Raw genomic sequence first — 20,968 nt, 5'->3', positions numbered from 1 at the left:
TCGATCACGACCAGTGTGCGGCCGGCCCGGTCGCACTTGTACTCCAGCTGCCTGCGCAACTCGCCCCAGCCCGCGTCGGAGATGGCACGGGCGAGGTGGCGGTTGCGCACCATGTTCCTGACCGACAGGTCCTCGATCGCGATCACGTTGGCCGAGCGCACCAGAGCCGTGGTGGTGCGGTGCAGGAAATCCTGCCGGGCGTTGCGGACCTTGCGGTGGGCGCGGGCGACCTTGGCCCTGGCCTTGCGGCGGTTGCCGCTACCACGCTCGCAGCGGGCCATCCGTCGCTGGTAGCGGGCCAGATTGCGGGCCTTGCGGGCCAGGTGCCGCGGGTTCGCGATCCGCTCACCGTCACTGGTCACCACCAGGTCTGTGAGGCCGAGGTCGACGCCGATCGCGTGCCCGGCGGGCTCAGCCGGGGCGGGCTCGGTGGTGTCGATGGCGAACGCCACGTACCAGCGGCCGTCCGGCTCGCGCGACACCACCACCATCGTCGGGTCCAGCGCGGCAAGATCCACGCCGCCGAACGACCACACGAACCGCAGCGGTGTGCTGGTCCTGGCCAGTGTCAGCACGCCCTCGCGCATCCGGAACGCCGAGCGGGTGTAGTGCGCGCTCTGCCGCCCGGTACGGGACTTGAACCTGGGGAAGCGGGTGCGCCCGGCGAAGAAGTTGCCGAACGCGGTGTGCTGGTGGCGCAGCGTCTGCTGCAGCGGAACCGAGGACACCTCCGACAGAAACGCGAGTTCCTCGGTGCGTTTCCACCCGGTCAGCGCCGCATCGGTCTGCCGGTACGACGTGCGCACACCCTCGGCGCGGTAGCGGTGGTTCCGCTCACCCAGGGTCTTGTTCCACACCAGACGCACACACCCGAACGTGCGGTTCAACACCGCAGCCTGCTCAGGGGTCGGGTAAGCCCGGCACTTGTACGCCGTTCGCACCAACCACAACCTACCGGGCACACCCTGACGACCACCACGCAGGACTGCCAATCTGCGCACCGCGCTTGGACATACCCGGCTCCGCTCAGACGCTCTTGACGGAGTCCAGTTCCCTCCCCGACAGGCAGTTTTCAGCGCTCCGCCTGCCCGGCGAGTTCGCGCACCAGCGACCGCAGCTCCAGCAGGCTGATCGTGCCCTGCGGCTCCAGTTCCGCGGTCTCCACGCGCCGCAGCCGCTCCCCCGCCAGCCGCTCGCCCAGAGTGACGTCCAGGGGCAGGAACGTCATCGTCTGCCGGTGCTGGTCGCTCAGGCCGGCCAGCGCCGGGTGGTAGACCGCGACGTCCACGACGTCACCGTCCACCTGGGCCACCACGCGGTAGTCGCCCAGCCGCATCCTCACCTGGCCGAGGTTCACGATCACCTCGGTCGGGTCCGGCACCGGCGGCACGGAGTCGTGGAACTCCCACACCATGTCCGACGGCGGCGCGGCGTTGATCCACGCGTCGGTGTACGGGCGCAGCCTCGGGTCTTCCTGACCGGTGATCACCAGCGCGTACATGGCCATGTGGCCCTGTTCGAGCGAGAACACCAGGTCCGGGTGCAACGCGCTCACCAGGTCCTTGAGGTCGTCCTCGACGCGGTGCGGTTCGCCGTCGCCGAGCGCCGCGCTGACCACCGGTACCAGCTCGAACCACCGTTCCCAGAAGCGTTGCGCCGCTTCCTCGGCGTTCGGCAGGTGGGTCGGAGCGACGTCTTCGGCTTTGCGGCGGCGGAACCACTTCATGATTCTCAAGAGTAGAGCTTTCGGCCGTCCGCCAGCATTTCAACGAACTGGGCGATGCGCTTCTGCCGTGTCTCCGGCCTCTTCGCGTCGTGGATGCGCAGCAGCACGGCGTACCTGTTCCGACTGTTGAGCGTCTTGAAGAACTCGGCTGCCTTCGGGTTGGCCTTCAGCGCTTCGGTGAGGTCGTCCGGCACCTCGATCGTCGCCGGTCCCGCGTAGGCCGCGTCCCAGCGTCCGTCCGCTTTGGCCTTCTCGATCTCGGCCAGGCCCGCCGGCAACATCTTGCCCGCGGCGATCAGTTCCTCGACCTTGGCGCAGTTGCGCTTGGACCACTTGCTGCGCGCCGTACGCGGCGTCCAGCGCTGCGAGTAGTAGGTCTCGTCGATGGACCGTGTGAGTCCATCGATCCACCCGTGGCACAAGGCGACGTCGAGCGCCTCGGCATAGGTGATCGTCTTGATCCCCGAGCCCTTCTTCGCGTACTTGAGCCACAGCTCGGTCTCGTTCGCGCCGTTCTCGTGCAGCCAGGCGTCGAACTCGGCGGGACCCTCGAAGACGATCAACGCACCCTCCTCAGGCAGAGCGTCATGTCCTCATAGGGAACACCGAGTTCGGCCTCTGCGGGGCAACTTTCGTCAGCTATGTCGACGACCTGCACGTTCACCCGCGGCGCCGCGCAGTCGAACTTGGACACGACGGACCGTTGCAGGTCGTCGGTGTCGAGCTCGAAGCAGTCGCCCCGCTCGGCGTTGGGCAGCAGGCACAGCGCCGCGTTGTGCCTCGTGTCGCGCAACACCTTGTAGTCACCGCGCGGGCACTTGCCACTCGTCTCGGCCAGGACGGTCCCGACCTTCAGCGCGGCCCGGTCGCCCCGGCAGTCGATGATCGTGAGGCCCTGGTCGTTCTCGCCGGGACCGCTGAACCTCACGCAGATGCCCTTCACCGCCTTGGAGTAGTCGGTGAGGAACAGCGACTCCGGCGCCGACCGCGCGGGTTCGTCGGTTCCGCTGAACGCCCACCACACGCCGAGATAGGCCAGCACGGCAAGTACGCACACCATCAAGGTCTGTCTCACGACCACGCTGGGGATTATGGGGCCGAAAACTGAGTGGCGCCCGACGACGCGTTTGGCCACAGTGCGGCTCATGCTGATCCGGCGGGAGACACCCGCAGACATCGACGCCATCCGCACCGTCACGAACCTCGCGTTCAAGGACGGGCCGGAGGCTCCGCTGATCGACTGGTTGCGCGCGGACGAGGGCTGGATCCCGGAGTTCTCGCTGGTGGAGAACGCCGTGCTGGGCCACGTCGTGTGCACGCGCGGGTACGTCGGCGAGGTGCCCGCTCTCGGGCTCGGGCCGATCGCCGTGCACCCTTCGCATCAGCGCGCCGGTATCGGATCGGCGTTGATGCACGCGGTTCTCGGCGCGGCCGAGGCCCGCGGCGAGCGCGCGGTCATCCTGCTGGGTTCGCCTGCCTACTACTCGCGGTTCGGCTTCAGGCTCGCTTCGGAGTTCGGGATCACGCCGCCGGATCCCGCGTGGGAACCGCACTTCCAGGCCCGGCTCTTCGAGGAGGTGCCTCCGGGCGCGTTCCGGTACGCGGAGCCGTTCAACCGGCTTTGAGCACGTCGCCTTCGGCAGTGCACGCGTAGACCGTGCCGTCGGGCTGCGCGGACACGGTGTCGATGAAACGGGCTTCGCCCCACGGTTCCCAGGTGACGGTGAGGCGGTGCGGGCGTCCGCCGATCAGGGTGTAGATGCCGACCGTCCCGTCTGGACGGAGAACCGCTTCGGGTGAGGCTTCGAGGTTCTGGGCGATCTCGCGCCACCTGCCGGCGGCGCCGGCCATGAGCTTGTCGCCGGACCTGACGTAGACGGCCACGGACCCGTCCGGGTGGGCGACGACGGACGGCTTGCCCGCCGCGAAGCCTGCCGGGCTCAACGCCTGCCAGTTCGGAATCGATCCGGACTGGCGGGCCCCCTGGGGGGATCCGCCCCCCATCCCAATCGTCTCAGGCAGGTCTGACAATTTCGCGACGCTGCCGTCGGCCAGCACGGCGTACAGGTCCACCGTTCCGTCAGGACGAGCCACCGCCTCGGGATCGCCGGCCACGCCCGAGGCCACCATCCGTGCGGCGCCGCCCGCCAACGCCCTGACCTCGCCGCGAGCCGTCCGCGCGTACACGGAGCGTCCAGCCACCGCAGGGCGTCCGACGAAGTCACCCGAGGTGCTCAGCCGCGAGAGATCAGCCCAGACGTCGCCGTCCGCCACCACGTGGACGACGCCGCCGACGACCTCGGGCCCGCCCTGCCACGCCTGCCGCAGCATCGACTCGGCACGTGCCTCTGCCTGGTCGTACCGCTGCGGGCAGCAGGACCGCTGCACCGCGTCGGCGAGCAGGCCTGCGGAGAGTTCCGGCCGGTCCACGCGCATCGCGTACTCGAAGAACCGCCGCGCCGCGTAGGACACGTCCATGATCTGCTCGGGCGTTCCCCACCCCATCGACGGCCGCTGCTGGAACACGCCCAACGAGTCGCGGTCACCGCACGGCAGGTTGTTCATGTGCGACTCGACCCACCCGGCCTCGAATCCGGCGAGCATCACCTTGTCGCTCACGCGCAGAGAAAGACCAGCGGCGTGCACGGCGCGGATGACGTCCGCGTCGTGCACGCCGGGAACTCGGCACTTCACGTCCAACGGCAAGGCATGTGCCGTAACAGACATGAGCAAAACGAGAACCAGCGCGAGCCTGAGCACAGTCCGAATTGGACACCCAGGCTCGCACCGGCGCCACTCAGGAGTGGGCGATCAGCGAGAAGCCGAGCACGCCCGTCGCCGTGAAGTCGATGGCCGGCTCGGAGCTCGGCCACGAGCGCAGGTCGTCGGCGAACACGGACTTCGCGGAGTTGAACTCCAGCGTGTACGGCTTGGTGCAGCTGACGGAACCAGGCGGCATCTCACCGAGGTCACCGAAGAGCGTTGCGTCGTTCGGGCCGTTGATCACGGCGCCGACCAGCACCTTCGAGCCACCGTTCGTCGAGCCGGAGAGGTTCGCCGCCTGGTGGTGCGGGCACTCGGGGAACTTCGTGCCGACGCCGACGATCAGCGAGGTGCCCCAGGCGTTGGTGCCGAGGGCGAAGCCGCGCTGCTGCGTGCCGAAGGTCTCGTACTCCTTCGAGCCGGTGAGCTTCTGGTACAGCGCGGCGGTGGTGATGTAGCCGAACGTGCGCGAGCCGACGTCCCAGGTCTCGACGTTGGCGGCGGTGCGGAACGGCGAAGTCTTCGCCGCGTCCGCGCCCTTCTGCAGCTGGCGCTGGATGTCGCCGATGATCTGCTTCTCGGTCACCTCGGCGCCCGGGATGCCCTTCTTCAGCAGCTTCGCGAGGTCGGCGTGGCCGAGCGCGGAGATGTTGTAGACGTTGAGCGTGTCCGGGTCCTGCGTCGCGAGGAACTCCTTGGCCCAGTGCGCGGCCGCGCGGGCGAACTGCCCGTAACGCTTGTCGTGCAACGCCTTGGCGGCCAGCGCGAGCTGCGTCGCGCCGAACTCCATGTCGTCGGTCCACGACTCCTCGGGATAGTACGCGTGCGGGAACGCCGTCACGAGCTCGCCGACGTTCTCGGTCTTGGCCAGCGCGAAGAGCTGCGCGGCCTTGTCCAGGTACGCACGGGCGGCACGCGGGTTGCGGTCGGCCTCGATCTGCGCGGCCAGCGCGAACGAACCGGCCACGCGGCCGACCAGGTTCGGGCTGATCTTCTCGCCGGCGACGTTCGCGCGGAAGACGGGGCGGTACTTGATGAAGTACTCGCTGTCGCCAGGCTTGACGTTCAGCTTGTCGTCGGCCTCGGGCAGGCGCCACACGTCGTGGTCGCCGACGAAACCGAACTCCTCGGAGCCGGTGCCGATGCCGACCTGCGCGTAGAGCGTGCCGGTCTTCTCGTCGAACGCCTTGTCGAGCCACTTGAGGCCGAACTTGGCCTCGTCGTAGAGCGCGGCGTCGTGCTTGTTGCGCAACGCCAGCAGCATCGACGCGGTCGAGTACGACGAGGCGTGCGTGAACTTCACGAAGTCACCGGCGTCGAACCAGCCGCCTTCGAGGTCGACCTTGTCGCCCGTGGGCTTGAGCGGCGCCGCGATCTGGTCGCCGCCCTCGCCCGCGAACACCGGTGCCTCGTAGACGAGCGCCTCGCGGTCGGTGAGGTGCGCGGGCTTGCGGTTCAGCCTGCCCGGGATGACGTCGGCACCGTCGCGCTGCGCCTGGAAGAACTCGACGGTGTTGTGCGCGACCGGCGCGAACAGCCTCTTCAGCGAGTCGACCTCGAACACCGGAGAGGTCGTCGTGCCGACCTTGATCCGGTACGTCCCGGACCTCTTCAGTGCCGAGAAGTCGATCGGGTGCACCGCGGGGAACCTGTCGCTCCACGAGCCCGTCGACGCACCCGTCCTGCCGGTCAGCACGGTCCGGCCGCGGCTGTCCACGACGGAGAACTTGGTGTTCGCGGCGCCCCCGAGCACGTAGGCGTGCTTCTGCTCGGAGGTGCCGAACCCGACCTGATCCAGCCGGATCTGGCCGGTGGGAGCGGCCTGGGCAGGCGCCACGACCACACCTGTGAGCACTGCGGCAACGAGGGCCGCACGTCTGATGCGCATGAGGGGAACTCCCGGTCCAGGCCTCGGCGTTCGGCCTTCGGTTAAGAAAGTTTCCTAATAGTTCGCAGCAGACTAGCCCCACAAACCGGACATCACCAGCCCTCGGGCGGCTCCGAAAACGCCAGGGAGAGATCACGCGTCAGCGAGAGCGCGCGCTTGACCCAAGTGGCCGACGCACCGGCTAGTCCGCAGGTCGGAGTCGGCAGCGCCTGCTCGGCCAGGATCGACCGAGGGAAGCCGAGACGGTCGACCAGGGTGAACGCCCGCTGCCCGACGTCCTTGAGCGAGACCGGCGCGCCGGGGTCCGTGCTCGGCACCAGCCCGAGCGCCAGCGTCGTGCCCGCCTGCCACGTCTCGCCGATCTCGTCGAGCGCTTCTGCCCCCTTGATCAACGTCGCGTCGAACGCGATCGCCGTGGCGCCCGCCTCGCGGAGCAGCGTCAGCGGAGGGTGCGGCGCGCAGCAGTGCACCACCACCTCGTGGTCCTTCAACGCGTCGATGACGGTGGCGAGCACCGCACGGGCGTCCGGCCCCGGAACGGCGGCCACGGTGCCGAGCTGGGACGGCGTCGGCAGCAGGCCCTGCAGAACGGCGGGCAGCCCCGGTTCGTCGAGCTGCACGACGACCTTCGCCTTGGTGCGCTTGGCGACCTCGGCCGCGTGTTGCTTGAGCCCCTCCGCGAGCGACGCGGCGAACTCCTTCACGGCTCCAGGGTCGGTGAGCACCCGATGGCCGCGCATCAGTTCGATGTTCGACATCAGCGTCCACGGCCCGGCCGCCTGCACCTTGACCGTCTCAGGCCGCGCACCCGCGCGTTCCAGCGCCTCGTCGAACGCGTCCAGGTCGCCTCGCAGCAGGTCGACGGCACGGCGGTGGTCACGGCCGGCGCGCGGGGTCACGCGGTAGCCGGACGTGATGACCTCGATCGCCAGGTCGACCAGCAGGCCGGCGGTGCGGCCGATCATGTCCGCGCCGACTCCCCGGCCAGGCAGCTCCGGGACGTGCGGCAGCTCAGGCAGCTCTCCTACGACGACGCGCGCCGCCTCGTCGATGTCGGTTCCGGGCAGCGATCCGATTCCAGTTGCTCCACGCACCCTCCGAATTGTTCCACTGTCCGGCGGACAGAAGAGGTCTAGACCCATTGACGCTATGGTCTAGGCCACTTACCGTGATCGAGCAGGCGCTGAACGTGGGCGCCTCCCTGTACGTGGTGCAGGACTGCGACGCGCCCCGCGGTCCTGCACCACTCCCTTCCTCCCCTGCCGCCGCGTTCAGCCAGGACTCGTCCTGGGGCTCCGGCCACCAGGGCAAGTTCACGGTCAGCGCGGGCTCCACCGCGTTGTCCGGGTGGAAGCTGGAGTTCGACCTCGCCGGCGCGTCCGTCGGCTCTTACTGGGCCCACGCGCAGTGGAATCCCAGGCCGACTGGGAATTCACGAACATGTTCAAGACCTGCACGGGCTGATTCACCCCTGCGGGAAGAAGGCCGTTGCGGGAACTTCGGTTCCCGCAACGGCCTTCACACATCCGAAGCAGTTAGCAAGAGCTGCAGCATCCGCAGCCCGGACCCGTGCACCCGCCACAGCAAGAACAACCACCCACGATGACCACCTCCGATGTTGAACGATCACGCATCCGGACAGTAAGTCGATTCGAACACCGCGTGACACCACCGCGAGAGTGATTAGGCTGCCACGAATGAATGGTCCTGCCGAGATGCTCGCCGCCGACAAGGCCTCCACCGCCCTGGGCATCGAGGCCGTCGAACTGCGCGACGGGTACGCGCTGCTGCGGATGACGGTCGCGGAGAACATGATCAACGGCCACGGCATCGCGCACGGGGGCTACGTGTTCCTGCTGGCGGACACCGCGTTCGCCTGCGCCTGCAACAGGGCCGGGTCCGTCACCGTCGCCGCCACGGCCGAGATCGACTTCATCCGGCCCGTGCACGAGGGCGACGAGCTGGTGGCGGAGGCGGTGGAACGGACCCGGTTCGGCCGCAGCGGGATCTACGACATCACGGTCAGGCGAGGGAGCGAGATCGTGGCTGAGTTCCGCGGTCGCTCGCGGACCCTTCACGCCTGAGGCCGATGAACTGCAGGACCGCGAAGCCGAGCACCGCGAGGCCCTGGGCCAGCACGAGCGCGACGCCGGTGCCGGTGAGCGGGAACCACGCCAGTTCCGCGGTCAGGATGCTGTCCGCGGCCCAGACCAGGTTGCCGATGATGACCAGCAGCACGATTCGGCGGTCAGGGGTGGCGCGGGTTCCCAAGAAGAACACGCCCATGCCGTAGACCACGCAGAAAGAACCGAGTCCGATCTGCCAGCCCACCGGCATTCCGATTTCCGGGCGAATCAGCACGGTCAGCAGACCCAGTGCGAACGAAGCGACACCATCGAGTTTCAAGGCGAATTTCAACATGGCCCGACGATCGCCCGGTCAACGCTGCCAAAGCCACGTCATGTGCTGCCAACTCCTGCCATCAGGTCGGCCGCGACCAGGCGTGCTGCGGCGTTCTGCCAGTTGTGCAGCGTCCGCTCCGGCACCTGTGTCACGAACCACTGCAGGGCACGGCGATCTTCGGCGTCGAGGTCCTCGCGTTTGGTCCGGACCGAATACGGCCGGATTCCCTTCACGTAGTAGAAGTACACGGCGTTGTAGTAACGCCATTCATCGCTCGTGCCGAAATCGCCGTCCACAGGCTTGAGCCGTTGAATGCTCGCGAGCAGCATGCTTTTCAACTGCGCGGCCCGGTCGAGTGGCGGACCGTCGTCGGTCAGGGCGATCAGCGGGCTGGCGACGAGCTTTCCGAGATCGCCGTAGTGGCTGAGCGCCTTGCGGGTGAGGCGCGCGAACTCGGCGGCGTCCTCGGTCACCAGCGGCCGGCGTTTGGGCAACGACTCGGCGGCGTCGCGGAGTTCGGCGCGTTCCGCCGCTACGGACGGCACGGCGAGACGGTCGACCACGGACGCGAGCGGGTTCGCGAGCACCTGGACCGCGATCGCCGCCGCCACGGTCGTGAAGACGAGGAGGTCCGGCCCGCCGAAGAAGATGACCTGCGATCCGAACAGGACGGCGGTGAAGGCCGAGATGACCAGTGACCGCAGCATGTCGGCGCGGATCGCCTCGCCCTCCTCGACCGCGTCCGTGACGGCGACGAGGACGCCGAAGACCACCACGTCGAACCCGAGCGACGGCAGCGTGATCGCGTCGGGCAGCAGTCCCAGCAGGAACGCACCTGCCGAGAGCCCGAACATCACTCCAACGAGTGAAAAGTAAGCACGTTTTCTTATGGCTAGGACCGTGGCCGCGGCCAGCGGAAGCAACACGACCCACCGTACGAAGAACGACGCGGCGAAGAAGGGCAGCAGCGCGAGGAGCCACCACCTGATCAACTCGGGACGGGCGAGCAACAGGACCGCACCCGTCCAGGCCAGCGCCGGCACCGCGAGGAGCACGGGATTCGGCGCGACGACCGCCGCCGAATAGCCGATCATCCCCGCGCCGGCCCACCACAACAGCGGCTTGCGGGGGTCGCGGGCGAGCAGGTACAGACCGAGCCACCAGGCGAGCCCGGAGACCAGCAGCGATAGGCCGAACACGGGTCAAAGCTAGCCCTACCTGCAAAACTAATCTTCATGCCGGTAGAGCTGACGCTCCACAAAGCGGCCGAGGAGTTGCACAGAGGCGACCTCGCCAGCGTCCTGCGCGCACGTCAGCGCGTCGCGGGACTCGTGGGCACCTACCCGCAGCGGCTTGACCTGCGTGAACGCCTCGCCGAGGTGTACCGCGTGCTCGGCCAGCCGGCTCAGGCAGGTCGCTGGACCTACCTCTCCGAAGATCGGAACCCCGACGAGCTCCTGGCCTTCGAACGGGCCTACCGCCGCGCGGACGCCCGTCTGGTCGCGCTCTCATGGCAGGGCCGCGTCGACGAGGCCCCGACCGAGACGGCCCGCACCCGCCTCGCGTCGCTGTACCAGGAGGCGCGGGTGGAGCTCCAGCACGACCTGGACGCCACCCCGAGCGAGGAGACGTCCTGGGGCGCCTGCCTGATCGTCATGGCCGGCGGCACGTTCGTCCTGGTGTGTTTCCTGCTGGGCATCGTGACTCTCGTGCAGTTCTTGTGGAAGCTGGTCTCATGAGAACGTTGTCGCAGTACGTCCGCCGCACCCCGATCATGCGCGTGTCCGCCGACGGGCGACCGCTCGTGTTCAAACTGGAGCACCTGCAGCTCACCGGCTCGTTCAAGCTCCGCGGCGCGGTGAACACGCTGCTGTCGCTGGACGTCTCCGAGGTCGTCACCGCGTCGGGCGGCAACCACGGCATCGCCGTCGCCCAGGCCGCGCAACTGCTCGGCGCGCACGCCACCGTGTTCGTCCCGGTGACCGCGCCCGAGACCAAGACGCGGCGCATCGAAGCGTTGGGCGCCAAGCTGATCCGCCACGGCAACACCTACGCGGAAGCCGCCGCGGCCGCCCGCGAGCTCGATCTGCCCTACGTCGAGGCGTACAACGACGCCACGGTGATCGAAGGCCAGTCCACGGTCACCCAGGAGATCGTCGAGGACGCCCCGGACGTCGACACGATCTTCGTCGCGGTCGGCGGCGGCGGACTCGTCGCGGGCGCCGCACTGGCCTCGGGCGGGCGTCACATCATCGCCGTGGAACCCGAGAACTGCTGTGCCATGCACAACGCGCTGGCCGCCGGCGAACCCGTCGACTCGGTGGTGGACTCCGTCGCCGCGGACGCGCTCGGCGCCACGCGCGCAGGCTCGCTGTCGCTGGAAATCCTGCAACAGCACCACGTTTCCTCAGCCCTGGTCACCGACGAGGAGATCCTCGCGGCACGTGACCGGCTGTGGGAGGAGTTCCGGATCGCGGTCGAACCGGCGGGCGCGGCGGCGTTCGCGGCGTTCCTCAGGGGCGATGTGTCGAGTGAGCTGCCCTGCGTGCTCCTGTGCGGAGCGAACTCGGAGTGGCGTCCCAGCTAGCCCGCCGGAACCGGCGCGCCCCCAGTCGCCGCAGCGGCGACACGACCCACACCGGCATGTCGTCGCGACGGGCCTGAGCGCTCAGCTTCCGCCGGTCCGCAGGACTGACGAAGCACCGAAACGCGCTCCGAGCCCGCGCGGCGAGGTCGAACTCCGTGTCAATGAACGTCACGCAGCGAACGCTAGTGGCGCGACCCGGACGTTGGCGAGGCAATTCACGCTCGGCAGGGCGCCTCGCGGCACCGCCCCCGTCTGACCGCGAATTCCCCCGGCAACGTCCGGGCCACGCCACTAGATCCGCTTTCCCGGCCCTACAAGCGATTTAGCTCGTGGCGTCGATGGTCGCGCTGGCCAGGACGATGTCGCCCGCCGCGTCCTCGCGGTAGATCGCCACGGCCTGGCCGGGCGCGACGCCCTTCAGCGGTTCGCGCAACTGCACCCGCAGCACACCGTCGACCAGTTCGGCGACGGCCGGAGCCGTGCCGCCGTGCGCACGCACCTGCGCTACACACTCGACAGGCCCGTCGAGCTCGACGTGGGCGACCGGCGACGAAGCGGAAATCCCCGTGACCGCGAGCTTTTCGACCGCGCCGACCCGCACGTTGCCCGACACCGGCTCCAGCGCCAGCACGTACCGCGGGCGGCCGTCGGCGGCGGGACCGTCGATCCCGAGGCCCTTGCGCTGTCCCACGGTGAACTCGTGCACGCCCGCATGGCGGCCCAGCACCGCGCCGGTCGCGTCGTCGATCAGCAGGCCCGGCTTGGTCTCCATGCGGCCCGCCAGGAACTTCTGCGTGTCGCCGTCCGGGATGAAGCAGATGTCGTGGCTGTCCGGCTTCTTCGCGACCGACAGCCCCCGCGACGCCGCCTCGACGCGCACGTCGTCCTTCGTCGTGTCGCCCAGCGGGAACATCGCGTGCGCGAGCTGGTCCGCGGTCAGCGACGCCAGCACGTACGACTGGTCCTTGCCGAGGTCAGCGGAACGGCGCAGCTCGGGACGGCCGTCGACCATCTGCAGGCGCGCGTAGTGGCCGGTGCAGACGGCGTCGAAGCCGAGGGCGATCGCCTTGTCGAGCAGCGCCTCGAACTTGATCCGCTCGTTGCAGCGCAGGCACGGGTTCGGCGTGCGACCGGCCGCGTACTCCGCGACGAAGTCCTCGACGACCTCTTCGGTGAAGCGCTCGGCGAAGTCCCAGACGTAGAACGGGATGCCCATGAGGTCGGCCGCGCGACGAGCGTCGTGGGCGTCTTCGACGGTGCAGCAGCCACGCGCGCCGGTGCGCAGGGTGCCGGGCTTTGCCGACAACGCCAGGTGCACGCCCGTCACGTCGTGTCCCGCTTCGACGGCGCGCGCCGCCGCCACCGCGGAATCGACACCACCGCTCATCGCCGCGAGGACCTTCACTGCTTGACCACCTTCCGGGAACGCCTCATGCCTGCCAGGCCCGCCGTGCGGGCCCTCTCCACCACCGGTCCGATGACCGACACCAGTTTTTCCACGTCCGCGTGCGTCGACGTGTGCCCGAGCGAGAACCGCAGGGAGCCGCGCGCCAGCGCCGGTTCGACGCCCATCGCGAGCAACACGTGGCTCGGTTGTGCGACGCCGGCCGTGCACGCGGAGCCCGTCGAGCACTCGACACCGCGGGCGTCGAGCAGCATCAGCAGGCTGTCGCCCTCACAGCCGGGGAACGTCAGGTGCGCGTTGCCCGGCAGGCGGTCCACCGGGTCGCCGTTCACGATCACGTCCGGCACCACCGCTCGCACCGACGCGATCAGCTCGTCCCTCAGCGCCGCGATCTCGACGGCCCGGGAAGCCTGTTCCTCCACCGAGATCCGCACCGCGCGCGCCAGGCCGACGATCGACGGCACGTCGAGGGTGCCGGACCGCACGTCGCGTTCCTGGCCGCCGCCGTGCATCAACGGCGTGCACTTCACGTCCCGCGCCAGCAGCAGCACGCCCACGCCATAGGGACCGCCGACCTTGTGGCCGGTCATGGTCAGCGCGGAGGCGCCGGACGCGGCGAAGCCGACCGGGACCGCACCCACGGCCTGCACCGCGTCCGTGTGGAACGGCACACCGCGTGCGGCGCACACGGCAGCGATCTCGTGCACGGGGTTGATGGTGCCGACCTCGTTGTTCGCCCACATCGTGGTGACGAGCGCGACGTCGTCGGACGCGTCCAGAGCCTCGGCCACCGACTCCGGCGACACCCGCCCGAAGCGGTCGGTGGGCAGCCAGGTGACCTCGGCGCCCTGCTGCTCCAGCCACTCGACGGCGTCCAGCACGGCGTGGTGCTCCACGGCCGAGGCCAGCACACGACGACGGCCACTGGCCCAGTAGATGCCCTTGACCGCGAGGTTGTCGCTCTCCGTGCCGCCGCCGGTGAACAGCACCTCGGACGGCCGGGCGCCCAGGGCGTCGGCGATGTTCTCGCGGGCTTCCTCGATCGCCCGCCGCGCCCGCCTGCCGGAGGTGTGCAGCGACGAGGCGTTGCCCGTGGTGGACAACGCCTCGGTCATGGCCGCGACCGCCTGCGGGTGCATGGGCGTCGTGGCCGCGTGGTCGAGATAAGCCATCAGGCCTTCAGGGTAGCCCGCATCCGGGGCCCGGTCAGAATCGCTCCCAGCACCGCCAACGCCGCCATCGACAGGTTGAGCACCACCACGCCCGCGGTCGGCGCCGTCGCCACGACGAGCACACCACCGAGTCCGATCATGGCCCCGGAGAAGAGCATGTCCGAGATCTGCAGCGCCGCCGAGTTGAAACCCCGGTCGGCCTCGGGTGATGCGGCCATCATCAGCACGCCCACGCTGGATGTCGCGACGCCCATGCCCGCACCCGCGACGGCCCAGAAGACCAGCGTCAGGTGGGCGGGCCCCCACGTGGGTGCGATGAGCGTCACGGCCGCGATGCCGGTCGCGGAGAGCAGGAACCCGGCGCGAACGAGCGTGTGGCGCTCGATCTCGGGGTGCCGCGACGCCCACATCGACGCGCTCGCCCAGCCGAGCGCGCTCAGCGTGAGCGGAATGCCCGCCTCCAGGGGCGAGTAGCCGTGCACGACGGTCAGCGTCAACGGGATGAAGCCCTCCACCGCGAAGAACGTGCCCGCGAGCAGGCCGCGCGCCAGGATCGTGACCGGGAGGCCGCGCCGGGCGAGGAGCGTGCCCTTGGGGAGCAGGATGCGCAGTGCGGGCGCGAGCAGCAGCAACGCGACCACGAGCATCCACCAGGTGCGGTGCTGCAGTGACCAGCTCAGGCCCGCCACGCCCAGACCGACCGCCACGGCCGCGACAGGCAGGTACTTGCGTTGCGGCGGCGTGTCAGCGTGCGGCGGAAGCTTCTTGAGCACGGGAACGAGCAGCACGCTGCCGATGAGCACCAACGGCACGATGCCGACGAACACCAGCCGCCACGTGAGGTGCTCGGTCGCCCAGCCCGCGACCGCCGGCCCCACCATCGACGGCACCACCCAGGCCGCGGACAGCGCGCCGAACACGGCGGGCCGGTCGTCCTCGGGGTAGACGAGCGCGATCAGCACGTAGATCGCGACGATCAGGAAGCCCACGCCGAAGCCCTGCAACACCCGGCCGGCGAGCAGCACCGCCATGTTCTCGGCGATGCCCGCGACCACGAGCCCGGCGAGGAACAGGACCACGCCGATCAGGATCGCGGGCTTGGGGCCTCTGCGGTCCGAGAGCCGTCCGGAGAAGACGGTCGCCATCACGCTCGCCGCGAGGTTCGCGAGGAAAGGCCACGCGTACAGCGCCTCGCCCTTCAGCTCGCGGACCATGGTGGGCATCGCGGTGCCGACGCCCATCACCTCGAAGGCGACGAGCGTGACCAGCAGCAGGATGCCCGTCGTGGGCCAGCGGCGTTCAGGCGACCAGAGGCGAGACGGGACGGGCGCGGTGAGAGTCACCTGTAGATGGTGCAATCTCCAGCTCGGTCGAGGTCAAGCGGTTTGATTGCTCTTCGGCAAGTTTCGCTAGTTCGCGGCGGGTTCCGGCGCGTCCGGGAGCGATCTCGTCCAGCACGTGGACCTCGACGACCAGATCGCGGACTTTGATCACCCGGCGGATCGAGTCGATCAGCGTGTCGCTGCCGACGAACGCGGGCTGCGTCGTCAGGTGGTCGCCGATCCGGTAGCGCAGCACGATCGGCCGCACCGGCACGCCGGCGTCGAGCGCCGCCTGGAACAGGGCCGGCTTGTAGTGCCCGGACGCGAGCCCGCACCACGTCGTGCCCTCGGCGTGGATGGCGACCGCGCTGCCGTTGCGCAGGGTCCTGGCCAGCTCGTTCACGGTCTGCGGCAGCTCGCGCAGCTTCTCGCGGTCGAGGTAGACCGTGCCCACCGCGGTGATGATCGGGCCGAGCACGGGCCAGCTCTTGATGTCCTTCTTGGCGACGATCTTGACCGGCTGCACCGAGTCGATCGCGAGCTCGTCGAGCCACGACACGTGGTTGCTCGCGACGAGCACACCGCGCTTCGGGATCTCCTGGAACTTCCGGGCGCCGTGCACTTCCAGCCTCACGCCGAACGCCCGGAGGATGGCGTGGAACCACAGGCGGACAACGCTTTCACGCTGCTTGCCCGGCAGCAGCAGCGCCAGGGCGATCCACGCGCCGCACAGGATCGCGGTGATCGCCGTGACCGCGCGCCAGGTCTGCCGGAGCTTGCCGACCTCGCCGGGCGCACTGCCGACGCACCCGTCACCGCAGGGCGACGCGGGCATCCAGGCGTGGCTCATGACGTCTCCCCCAGGAAGAACTTCAGGTAGCGCTGGTCCACGTGGTCCATGCCGAGCAGGATGAAGAGGTCGGCGACGCCGAAGTCCGCGTCGAGCGCGGGCCGTCCGCAGATCTTGGCGCCGAGCCGCAGATAGCCCTTGAGCAGCGGCGGCAGCACGGTCTTGTCCGGCCGCGCGATCGCGTCGACGTCCCACGGGTTGTGCGGCGTGACCCGGTACTGCTCGGGCGCGTAGTGCTTGGCGTGCACCGTGTCCCAGACACCGGCCGCGAAGCTGCCACCGTCCTGCAGCGGGATGGACGCGCACCCGACGAGCCACTTGTGGCCGCTGAGCAGCATGTACCGCGCGATACCGGCCCACACGAGGCTGACGACGGCACCGTTGCGGTGGTCGGGGTGCACGCACGAGCGGCCGGTCTCGACCGTGGAGCTCCGGATGTCGTCGAGGTTGGTCAGGTCGAACTCGCCGTCGCCGTAGAGCCGCCCGGCCTCCTTGGCGCGCTCCGGCGGCAGCATCCGGTACCCGCCGACGATCTCGCCGGTGCGGTCGTCGCGCACCACGAGGTGGTCGCAGTACTCGTCGAACTCGTCCACGTCGTGGCCGGGCACGCTGGTGTGCAGCGTCGCCCCCATCTCACCGGCGAACACCTCGTAGCGCAGTCTCTGCGCGGCGACGACCTCGTCGCTGTCACGGGCGACGAGGAGGGAGTAGCGGGGTGCGTCCCCGTCCTGCTGGACGGGGGTGCTGACAAGCAGTTCCGGCTGCGTCATGCGAACCAGGGTGAAGCCGGGTTGGCTAATCGCAGCAGGTCAGAACGATGGCCGGTCAGTGGCAGTCGGGTTAACCCGAGGTAGTGCCGCACTCCGTCGGGGTGATGTGCGGCGGTTCCGATTGCGAGACGGTCACGACGGCCGCGTTGCGGGCCGTTCCAGCAGATCATGCGCCGGTCCGACGGGGGAATGACGAACGGCCGCCCCGCCACGAGGGCGGGACGGCCGTTCTACCGGACTGAAGTGCTCAGCCCTTGCGCTTCCTGACGTCCTCGGTCAGCTGCGGCGCGACGTTGAACAGGTCGCCCACGACACCGAAGTCGGCGATCTCGAAGATCGGCGCCTCGGGGTCCTTGTTGACCGCGACGATCGTCTTCGAGGTCTGCATGCCCGCGCGGTGCTGGATGGCACCGGAGATGCCCAGCGCCACGTACAGCTGCGGCGAGACCGTCTTACCGGTCTGGCCCACCTGGAACTGGTGCGGGTAGTAGCCCGAGTCGACGGCGGCGCGCGAGGCACCGACGGCGGCACCGAGCGAGTCGGCGAGCTCCTCGACGACGGAGAACTTCTCGGCCGAGCCGACACCACGACCACCGGAGACGACGACCGAGGCCTCCGTCAGCTCCGGGCGGTCGCCGCCGACGACGGCTTCACGCGACGTGATGCGGGCGGACTTGGCGGTGTCCACGGAGATGGAGACCGACTCGTCCAGCACGGCGTCCGCGGCGGACTCCTCGGACTCCACGCCGCCGGGGCGGACGGTGATGACCGGGGTGCCCTTGCTGACCTTCGCCTTGACGACGAACGCGCCACCGAAGATGGACTGCACGCCGGTACCGTCGGCCTCGACGTCCACGACGTCGACCAGCCAGCCGGAGTCGATGCGCGCGGCGAGACGGCCCGCGACCTCCTTGCCCTCGATCGTCGCGGAGACGAGCACCGCGGACGCGTTCGGGACGAGTGCGGCCAGCGCGTCGACCTTCGGGGTCGTGAGGAAGCCGGCGGCGTCGTCGGACTCGACGGCGTAGACCTTCGCGGCGCCGTACTTGCCCAGCGACTCGCGGATCTTCGACGCGGTGCCGGGAGCGCCCACGACCACTGCGGCCGGAGTGCCCAGGCGGCGCGCGGCCGTCAGCAGCTCGTAGCTGACCTTCTTGACCTCGCCGTCGACGTGGTCGACCAGAACCAGAACTTCAGACATGACTTCCCCTCCCTCAGATGAGCTTCTGGCCGACGAGGAACTCGGCGATCTTGGATCCGCCGTCGCCACCGTCCTCGACGCGCTGACCCGCGCTGCGCGGCGGCTTCGGGGAAGCCTCCTGCACCTGGGTGTACGCGCCGGACAGGCCGACCTCGGAGGCGTCGATGCCCAGGTCCGCCACGGTGAGCGTGGAGACGGGCTTCTTCTTCGCGGCCATGATGCCCTTGAAGGACGGGTAACGCGGCTCGTTGATCTTCTCGGTCACGGAGACCACGGCCGGGAGCGAGGCCTCGAGGAACGCGACGCCCTCGTCGGTCTCGCGCTCGCCCTTGATCGTGGTGCCCTCGACGGTGACCTTGCGCAGCTGGGTGACCTGCGGCAGGCCGAGCAGCTCGGCGAGGATGGCCGGCACGGCGCCCGCGCGGCCGTCGGTGGCCTCGTTGCCCGCGATGACCAGGTCGACGTTCTCGACCGTGCCGATCGCCTTCGCGAGGACCTTCGCCGTCGCCAGCACGTCCGAACCGTGCAGCGCCTCGTCGCTCACGTGGATCGCCTTGTCCGCACCCATCGACAACGCCTTGCGAATGGCGTCGGTGGCGCGGTCGGGACCCATCGCGATCACGGTCACCTCGCCGCCGTGGGCTTCCTGCAGCTGCAGGGCCTCTTCGACGGCGCGCTCGTTGATCTCGTCGAGCACGGCATCCGCGGATTCGCGGTCAAGGGTGTGGTCGGCGTCGGTGAGCTTGCGCTCGGACCAGGTGTCAGGCACCTGCTTGACCAGGACAACAATGTTCATAGGTCCTCTTCGACCTCCTGCGGACGGGCGGCGACGCTTGCGCGGAGGACTGTCAAACCGCGCCGCCGGGTGTTCACGACCCTGCCATCACCCGGATGTTACCCGCCAGTAGCACCCCCGCAAACAGCAGCAAGCACCCCGCTAGCGTGACAGTTGTCACCCGTCGGCGCCACCAACTGAGACCTAACCCATTCGGGGGACTAGGCTGCGCGGACATGTACCGGCGAGTAGCGATCGTGACAGACTCCACCGCTTGTCTCCCGGCGCAGCTGACTGATCAACTCGGCATCGAAGTGGTGCAGATCCAGGTGCGGATCGGCGACCACACCGACGACGAGTCCCGCATCCCCGTTCCCGACCTGGTCTCGGCCATGCGTTCGAACGTGCCCGTCGCGACGATCCCGCCGGACCCCGGCGCGTTCCTCTGGACGTACAACGAACTGGCCGCGCAGGGCGTTCGCTCGATCGTGTCCGTGCACGTGTCGAGCCGCCAGTCCGCGACCGTGGAGGCCGCCCGGGAAGCCGCCGGCAAGGTCCGCGTGCCCGTGCACGTCGTGGACACGCACACCTGCGGGATGAGCATCGGCTACGCCGTCCAGGCCGCCGCGAAGGTGGCCGAGGCGGGCGGCAGCGTGGAGAAGGTGCTCGCGACCGCGCAGCGCCGTTTCGACAGGTCCACCGAGCTGATCTACGTCGACACCCTCGAGTACCTGCGCCGCGGCGGCCGCATCGGTGCCGCCGCCGCACTGGTCGGTGGCGTGCTGTCGATGAAGCCGCTGCTGACGATGGCGGACGGCCAGATCACGCCGCTGGACAAGGTGATCGGCGCCGACCGCGCGCTCAACCGGATGCTGGACATCGCGATCAAGCGCGCGGGCACCGACACCGTGGACGTCGCCGTGGAGCACTTCGACGCCGAGGAGAAGGCGTCGCGGCTGTTGCGCAAGCTCCGGCGCAGCGTTCCGAACGTCCGCCAGTTCATGCTGACGCAGGTCAGCTCGGCCATCGGCGCCCACGTGGGACCCGGTGCGCTGGGGATCACCGTTTCGCCGGTCTGACCGCCGGGAACTCCGGGAGCGGTTTCGTCCGTTGAAATGGACGTAACGGACACCTGGAGGACCGATGGCCGGCTTCATGGACAAGATCACCAGGTTCCTGCGCAGTCCGCAGGGCCACAAGCTGCAAGCGAAGGCACGGCAGATGGCGCAAGACCCGCGCAAGCGCGCGCAGGCCGAGCAGCTGCTGCGCAAGTTCCGCGGCAAGAAGCACTAACTCTTGAAGAGCGCGTTGAGATCGCCGTAAGCGATGCCGTTCTCAACGCTGCTGTACGTGCCCTTGGTCAGCATCTCCTCCGCTGCCCGCCTGGCGACGGCGTAGGCGGCCCCGGCCACCGCAGAGCCGAGGCTGACCCGCGCCACGCCCGCCTTCGCCAACTCGTCGACGGCGGGCGCGCCGGGCCCCACGAGAACGTTGAGCGGTGCGGCGATTCCCTTCGCCAGCTCCGCGACGGTCTCCAGATCGGTCACACCCGGCACGAAGATGCCGCTCGCCCCGGCCTCGAGGAACTTCGCGGCGCGCTCCAGCGTCCGCTCGAGCCTCGTGGCCGGGTCACCGACACCGCGCAGGAACGTGTCGATGCGCGCGTTGATGAACAACTCCGGCGCGGCCTCGTGCGCCGCCGCGAACCGCTCGGCCTGCTCCGCGACGTCGCGCTGCCCCGCACCGAGCCCGTCCTCGATGTTGACCCCGGACGCCCCCGCCTCGGCGACCGCGCGCATCGTTTCGGCCACCTCGCCGGCCGTGGCGCCAAAGCCGGTCTCGATGTCCGCGCTCACCGGAATCCCCACGGCGGCAACGATCCTGGCCACGAGATCGACTGCCTGGTCCCGCGCGAGCTGGTCGCCGTCGGCAGCGCCGAGGCTCCACGCCACACCTGCACTCGTGGTGGCGACAGCGGTCGCGCCGGCGGCCTCGACGACGAGCGCGGAGGCGACGTCCCAGGCGTTGGGGAGGGCGAGCGGGCCGGGCTTGTGCAGCGCGTGGAAGAGCTTCGTTCGATCAGAGGCGGAAGTCATGATCGATTGA

General features: G+C 69.3%; 24 protein-coding genes. 7 read left to right on the top strand and 17 right to left on the bottom strand.

From position 1 onward, the window contains the following. The 4 genes from AB0M48_RS43450 to AB0M48_RS43435 all read right to left on the bottom strand — a co-directional run. The coding region (locus AB0M48_RS43450) for a transposase (protein ID WP_363854563.1) at nt 1-890 on the bottom strand (890 nt) is incomplete at its 3' end. A gap of 182 nt (nt 891-1,072) precedes the next feature. Then, nucleotides 1,073-1,726 (bottom strand): hypothetical protein, encoded by a 654-nt coding sequence (locus AB0M48_RS43445; protein ID WP_363854561.1) that lies wholly within the window; start codon nt 1,724-1,726, stop codon nt 1,073-1,075. A 5-nt stretch (nt 1,727-1,731) separates the two neighbouring features. Beyond that, nucleotides 1,732-2,289: a YdeI/OmpD-associated family protein gene (locus tag AB0M48_RS43440; RefSeq protein WP_363854558.1), complete on the bottom strand. Its 558-nt coding sequence runs from the start codon at nt 2,287-2,289 to the stop codon at nt 1,732-1,734. Further along, entirely contained in the window at nt 2,286-2,807 is a 522-nt protein-coding gene (locus tag AB0M48_RS43435; protein WP_363854556.1) for a hypothetical protein, read from the bottom strand. Before AB0M48_RS43435 ends, AB0M48_RS43440 begins: the two co-directional genes overlap by 4 nt. Nucleotides 2,808-2,871: 64 nt before the next feature. Between AB0M48_RS43435 and AB0M48_RS43430 the strand changes: the two genes are divergently transcribed. Beyond that, a complete protein-coding gene (locus AB0M48_RS43430; RefSeq protein ID WP_363854553.1) occupies nt 2,872-3,351 on the top strand; it encodes an N-acetyltransferase in 480 nt (159 codons plus the stop codon). Here the strand turns inward: AB0M48_RS43430 and AB0M48_RS43425 are convergent. The 3 genes from AB0M48_RS43425 to AB0M48_RS43415 form a co-directional block, all read right to left on the bottom strand. Then, nucleotides 3,338-4,432, bottom strand: a complete 1,095-nt coding sequence (locus AB0M48_RS43425) for a hypothetical protein (RefSeq protein ID WP_363854550.1) — start codon at nt 4,430-4,432, stop codon at nt 3,338-3,340. The two genes, AB0M48_RS43430 and AB0M48_RS43425, sit on opposite strands and share 14 nt — an antisense overlap. Before the next feature lie 91 nt (nt 4,433-4,523). Further along, a complete protein-coding gene (locus AB0M48_RS43420) occupies nt 4,524-6,377 on the bottom strand; it encodes a glycoside hydrolase family 9 protein (RefSeq protein WP_363854547.1) in 1,854 nt (617 codons plus the stop codon). Between the two features lie 92 nt (nt 6,378-6,469). Beyond that, on the bottom strand, nt 6,470-7,471 hold the full coding sequence (locus tag AB0M48_RS43415; RefSeq protein WP_363854544.1) for a methionine synthase: 1,002 nt from the start codon (nt 7,469-7,471) through the stop codon (nt 6,470-6,472). 74 nt (nt 7,472-7,545) lie between these two features. Between AB0M48_RS43415 and AB0M48_RS43410 the strand changes: the two genes are divergently transcribed. Both AB0M48_RS43410 and paaI read left to right on the top strand, forming a co-directional pair. Beyond that, nucleotides 7,546-7,983, top strand: a complete 438-nt coding sequence (locus AB0M48_RS43410) for a cellulose binding domain-containing protein (protein ID WP_363854541.1) — start codon at nt 7,546-7,548, stop codon at nt 7,981-7,983. 91 nt (nt 7,984-8,074) lie between these two features. Continuing rightward, nucleotides 8,075-8,461 carry a hydroxyphenylacetyl-CoA thioesterase PaaI gene (gene paaI / locus AB0M48_RS43405; protein WP_363854539.1) on the top strand — a complete coding sequence of 129 codons (387 nt, stop codon included), beginning with the start codon at nt 8,075-8,077 and terminating at the stop codon, nt 8,459-8,461. Here the strand turns inward: paaI and AB0M48_RS43400 are convergent. Continuing rightward, entirely contained in the window at nt 8,400-8,798 is a 399-nt protein-coding gene (locus tag AB0M48_RS43400) for a hypothetical protein (protein ID WP_363854536.1), read from the bottom strand. The two genes, paaI and AB0M48_RS43400, sit on opposite strands and share 62 nt — an antisense overlap. A gap of 38 nt (nt 8,799-8,836) precedes the next feature. Next, complete coding sequence (locus AB0M48_RS43395) at nt 8,837-9,979, bottom strand: hypothetical protein (RefSeq protein ID WP_363854533.1); 1,143 nt, start codon at nt 9,977-9,979, stop codon at nt 8,837-8,839. A 36-nt stretch (nt 9,980-10,015) separates the two neighbouring features. Between AB0M48_RS43395 and AB0M48_RS43390 the strand changes: the two genes are divergently transcribed. Continuing rightward, nucleotides 10,016-10,519, top strand: a complete 504-nt coding sequence (locus AB0M48_RS43390; protein ID WP_363854530.1) for a DUF6584 family protein — start codon at nt 10,016-10,018, stop codon at nt 10,517-10,519. After that, the gene (locus AB0M48_RS43385; RefSeq protein ID WP_363854528.1) at nt 10,516-11,367 is read left to right on the top strand and encodes a serine/threonine dehydratase; all 852 of its coding nucleotides are present in this window, start codon (nt 10,516-10,518) and stop codon (nt 11,365-11,367) included. The genes AB0M48_RS43390 and AB0M48_RS43385 overlap by 4 nt, the downstream gene beginning before the upstream one ends. A 322-nt stretch (nt 11,368-11,689) precedes the next feature. Here AB0M48_RS43385 and mnmA read toward each other — a convergent pair whose 3' ends face one another. The 7 genes from mnmA to AB0M48_RS43350 form a co-directional block, all read right to left on the bottom strand. Further along, nucleotides 11,690-12,772 (bottom strand): tRNA 2-thiouridine(34) synthase MnmA, encoded by a 1,083-nt coding sequence (gene mnmA, locus AB0M48_RS43380; RefSeq protein ID WP_363854525.1) that lies wholly within the window; start codon nt 12,770-12,772, stop codon nt 11,690-11,692. Then, complete coding sequence (locus AB0M48_RS43375) at nt 12,769-13,944, bottom strand: cysteine desulfurase family protein (RefSeq protein WP_363854523.1); 1,176 nt, start codon at nt 13,942-13,944, stop codon at nt 12,769-12,771. The genes mnmA and AB0M48_RS43375 overlap by 4 nt, the downstream gene beginning before the upstream one ends. Continuing rightward, nucleotides 13,944-15,287 carry an MFS transporter gene (locus tag AB0M48_RS43370; RefSeq protein ID WP_363854520.1) on the bottom strand — a complete coding sequence of 448 codons (1,344 nt, stop codon included), beginning with the start codon at nt 15,285-15,287 and terminating at the stop codon, nt 13,944-13,946. Before AB0M48_RS43370 ends, AB0M48_RS43375 begins: the two co-directional genes overlap by 1 nt. Continuing rightward, nucleotides 15,244-16,116 (bottom strand): lysophospholipid acyltransferase family protein, encoded by an 873-nt coding sequence (locus AB0M48_RS43365; protein ID WP_363854517.1) that lies wholly within the window; start codon nt 16,114-16,116, stop codon nt 15,244-15,246. Before AB0M48_RS43365 ends, AB0M48_RS43370 begins: the two co-directional genes overlap by 44 nt. After that, nucleotides 16,113-16,886: a GNAT family N-acyltransferase gene (locus AB0M48_RS43360; protein WP_363854514.1), complete on the bottom strand. Its 774-nt coding sequence runs from the start codon at nt 16,884-16,886 to the stop codon at nt 16,113-16,115. Before AB0M48_RS43360 ends, AB0M48_RS43365 begins: the two co-directional genes overlap by 4 nt. Nucleotides 16,887-17,133: 247 nt before the next feature. Beyond that, nucleotides 17,134-18,087 carry an electron transfer flavoprotein subunit alpha/FixB family protein gene (locus AB0M48_RS43355; RefSeq protein ID WP_363854511.1) on the bottom strand — a complete coding sequence of 318 codons (954 nt, stop codon included), beginning with the start codon at nt 18,085-18,087 and terminating at the stop codon, nt 17,134-17,136. A gap of 13 nt (nt 18,088-18,100) precedes the next feature. After that, the gene (locus AB0M48_RS43350; protein WP_319989665.1) at nt 18,101-18,883 is read right to left on the bottom strand and encodes an electron transfer flavoprotein subunit beta/FixA family protein; all 783 of its coding nucleotides are present in this window, start codon (nt 18,881-18,883) and stop codon (nt 18,101-18,103) included. A gap of 215 nt (nt 18,884-19,098) precedes the next feature. Between AB0M48_RS43350 and AB0M48_RS43345 the strand changes: the two genes are divergently transcribed. Next, nucleotides 19,099-19,941 carry a DegV family protein gene (locus tag AB0M48_RS43345; RefSeq protein ID WP_363854508.1) on the top strand — a complete coding sequence of 281 codons (843 nt, stop codon included), beginning with the start codon at nt 19,099-19,101 and terminating at the stop codon, nt 19,939-19,941. 64 nt (nt 19,942-20,005) lie between these two features. Beyond that, on the top strand, nt 20,006-20,155 hold the full coding sequence (locus AB0M48_RS43340; protein ID WP_170176162.1) for a hypothetical protein: 150 nt from the start codon (nt 20,006-20,008) through the stop codon (nt 20,153-20,155). Here the strand turns inward: AB0M48_RS43340 and AB0M48_RS43335 are convergent. Continuing rightward, entirely contained in the window at nt 20,152-20,958 is an 807-nt protein-coding gene (locus tag AB0M48_RS43335) for an isocitrate lyase/phosphoenolpyruvate mutase family protein (RefSeq protein ID WP_363854505.1), read from the bottom strand. The genes AB0M48_RS43340 and AB0M48_RS43335 overlap by 4 nt on opposite strands. Nucleotides 20,959-20,968 lie beyond the last annotated feature (10 nt).

This window comes from Lentzea sp. NPDC051208 (genome assembly GCF_040682435.1).
GTDB classification, from domain to species: domain Bacteria; phylum Actinomycetota; class Actinomycetes; order Mycobacteriales; family Pseudonocardiaceae; genus Lentzea; species Lentzea kristufekii.
This window is presented reverse-complemented; position numbering and strand designations above follow the sequence as displayed.

What these genes read in the sequence shown, in the direction of transcription:
- AB0M48_RS43445 (WP_363854561.1), bottom strand. Translation starts at nt 1,726, where the DNA reads ATGAAGTGGTTCCGCCGCCGCAAAGCCGAAGACGTCGCTCCGACCCAC.
- AB0M48_RS43430 (WP_363854553.1), top strand. Translation starts at nt 2,872, where the DNA reads ATGCTGATCCGGCGGGAGACACCCGCAGACATCGACGCCATCCGCACC.
- AB0M48_RS43420 (WP_363854547.1), bottom strand. Translation starts at nt 6,377, where the DNA reads ATGCGCATCAGACGTGCGGCCCTCGTTGCCGCAGTGCTCACAGGTGTG.
- paaI (WP_363854539.1), top strand. Translation starts at nt 8,075, where the DNA reads ATGAATGGTCCTGCCGAGATGCTCGCCGCCGACAAGGCCTCCACCGCC.
- AB0M48_RS43400 (WP_363854536.1), bottom strand. Translation starts at nt 8,798, where the DNA reads ATGTTGAAATTCGCCTTGAAACTCGATGGTGTCGCTTCGTTCGCACTG.
- AB0M48_RS43390 (WP_363854530.1), top strand. Translation starts at nt 10,016, where the DNA reads ATGCCGGTAGAGCTGACGCTCCACAAAGCGGCCGAGGAGTTGCACAGA.
- AB0M48_RS43385 (WP_363854528.1), top strand. Translation starts at nt 10,516, where the DNA reads ATGAGAACGTTGTCGCAGTACGTCCGCCGCACCCCGATCATGCGCGTG.
- AB0M48_RS43375 (WP_363854523.1), bottom strand. Translation starts at nt 13,944, where the DNA reads ATGGCTTATCTCGACCACGCGGCCACGACGCCCATGCACCCGCAGGCG.
- AB0M48_RS43365 (WP_363854517.1), bottom strand. Translation starts at nt 16,116, where the DNA reads ATGAGCCACGCCTGGATGCCCGCGTCGCCCTGCGGTGACGGGTGCGTC.
- AB0M48_RS43360 (WP_363854514.1), bottom strand. Translation starts at nt 16,886, where the DNA reads ATGACGCAGCCGGAACTGCTTGTCAGCACCCCCGTCCAGCAGGACGGG.
- AB0M48_RS43355 (WP_363854511.1), bottom strand. Translation starts at nt 18,087, where the DNA reads ATGTCTGAAGTTCTGGTTCTGGTCGACCACGTCGACGGCGAGGTCAAG.
- AB0M48_RS43350 (WP_319989665.1), bottom strand. Translation starts at nt 18,883, where the DNA reads ATGAACATTGTTGTCCTGGTCAAGCAGGTGCCTGACACCTGGTCCGAG.
- AB0M48_RS43345 (WP_363854508.1), top strand. Translation starts at nt 19,099, where the DNA reads ATGTACCGGCGAGTAGCGATCGTGACAGACTCCACCGCTTGTCTCCCG.
- AB0M48_RS43340 (WP_170176162.1), top strand. Translation starts at nt 20,006, where the DNA reads ATGGCCGGCTTCATGGACAAGATCACCAGGTTCCTGCGCAGTCCGCAG.
- AB0M48_RS43335 (WP_363854505.1), bottom strand. Translation starts at nt 20,958, where the DNA reads ATGACTTCCGCCTCTGATCGAACGAAGCTCTTCCACGCGCTGCACAAG.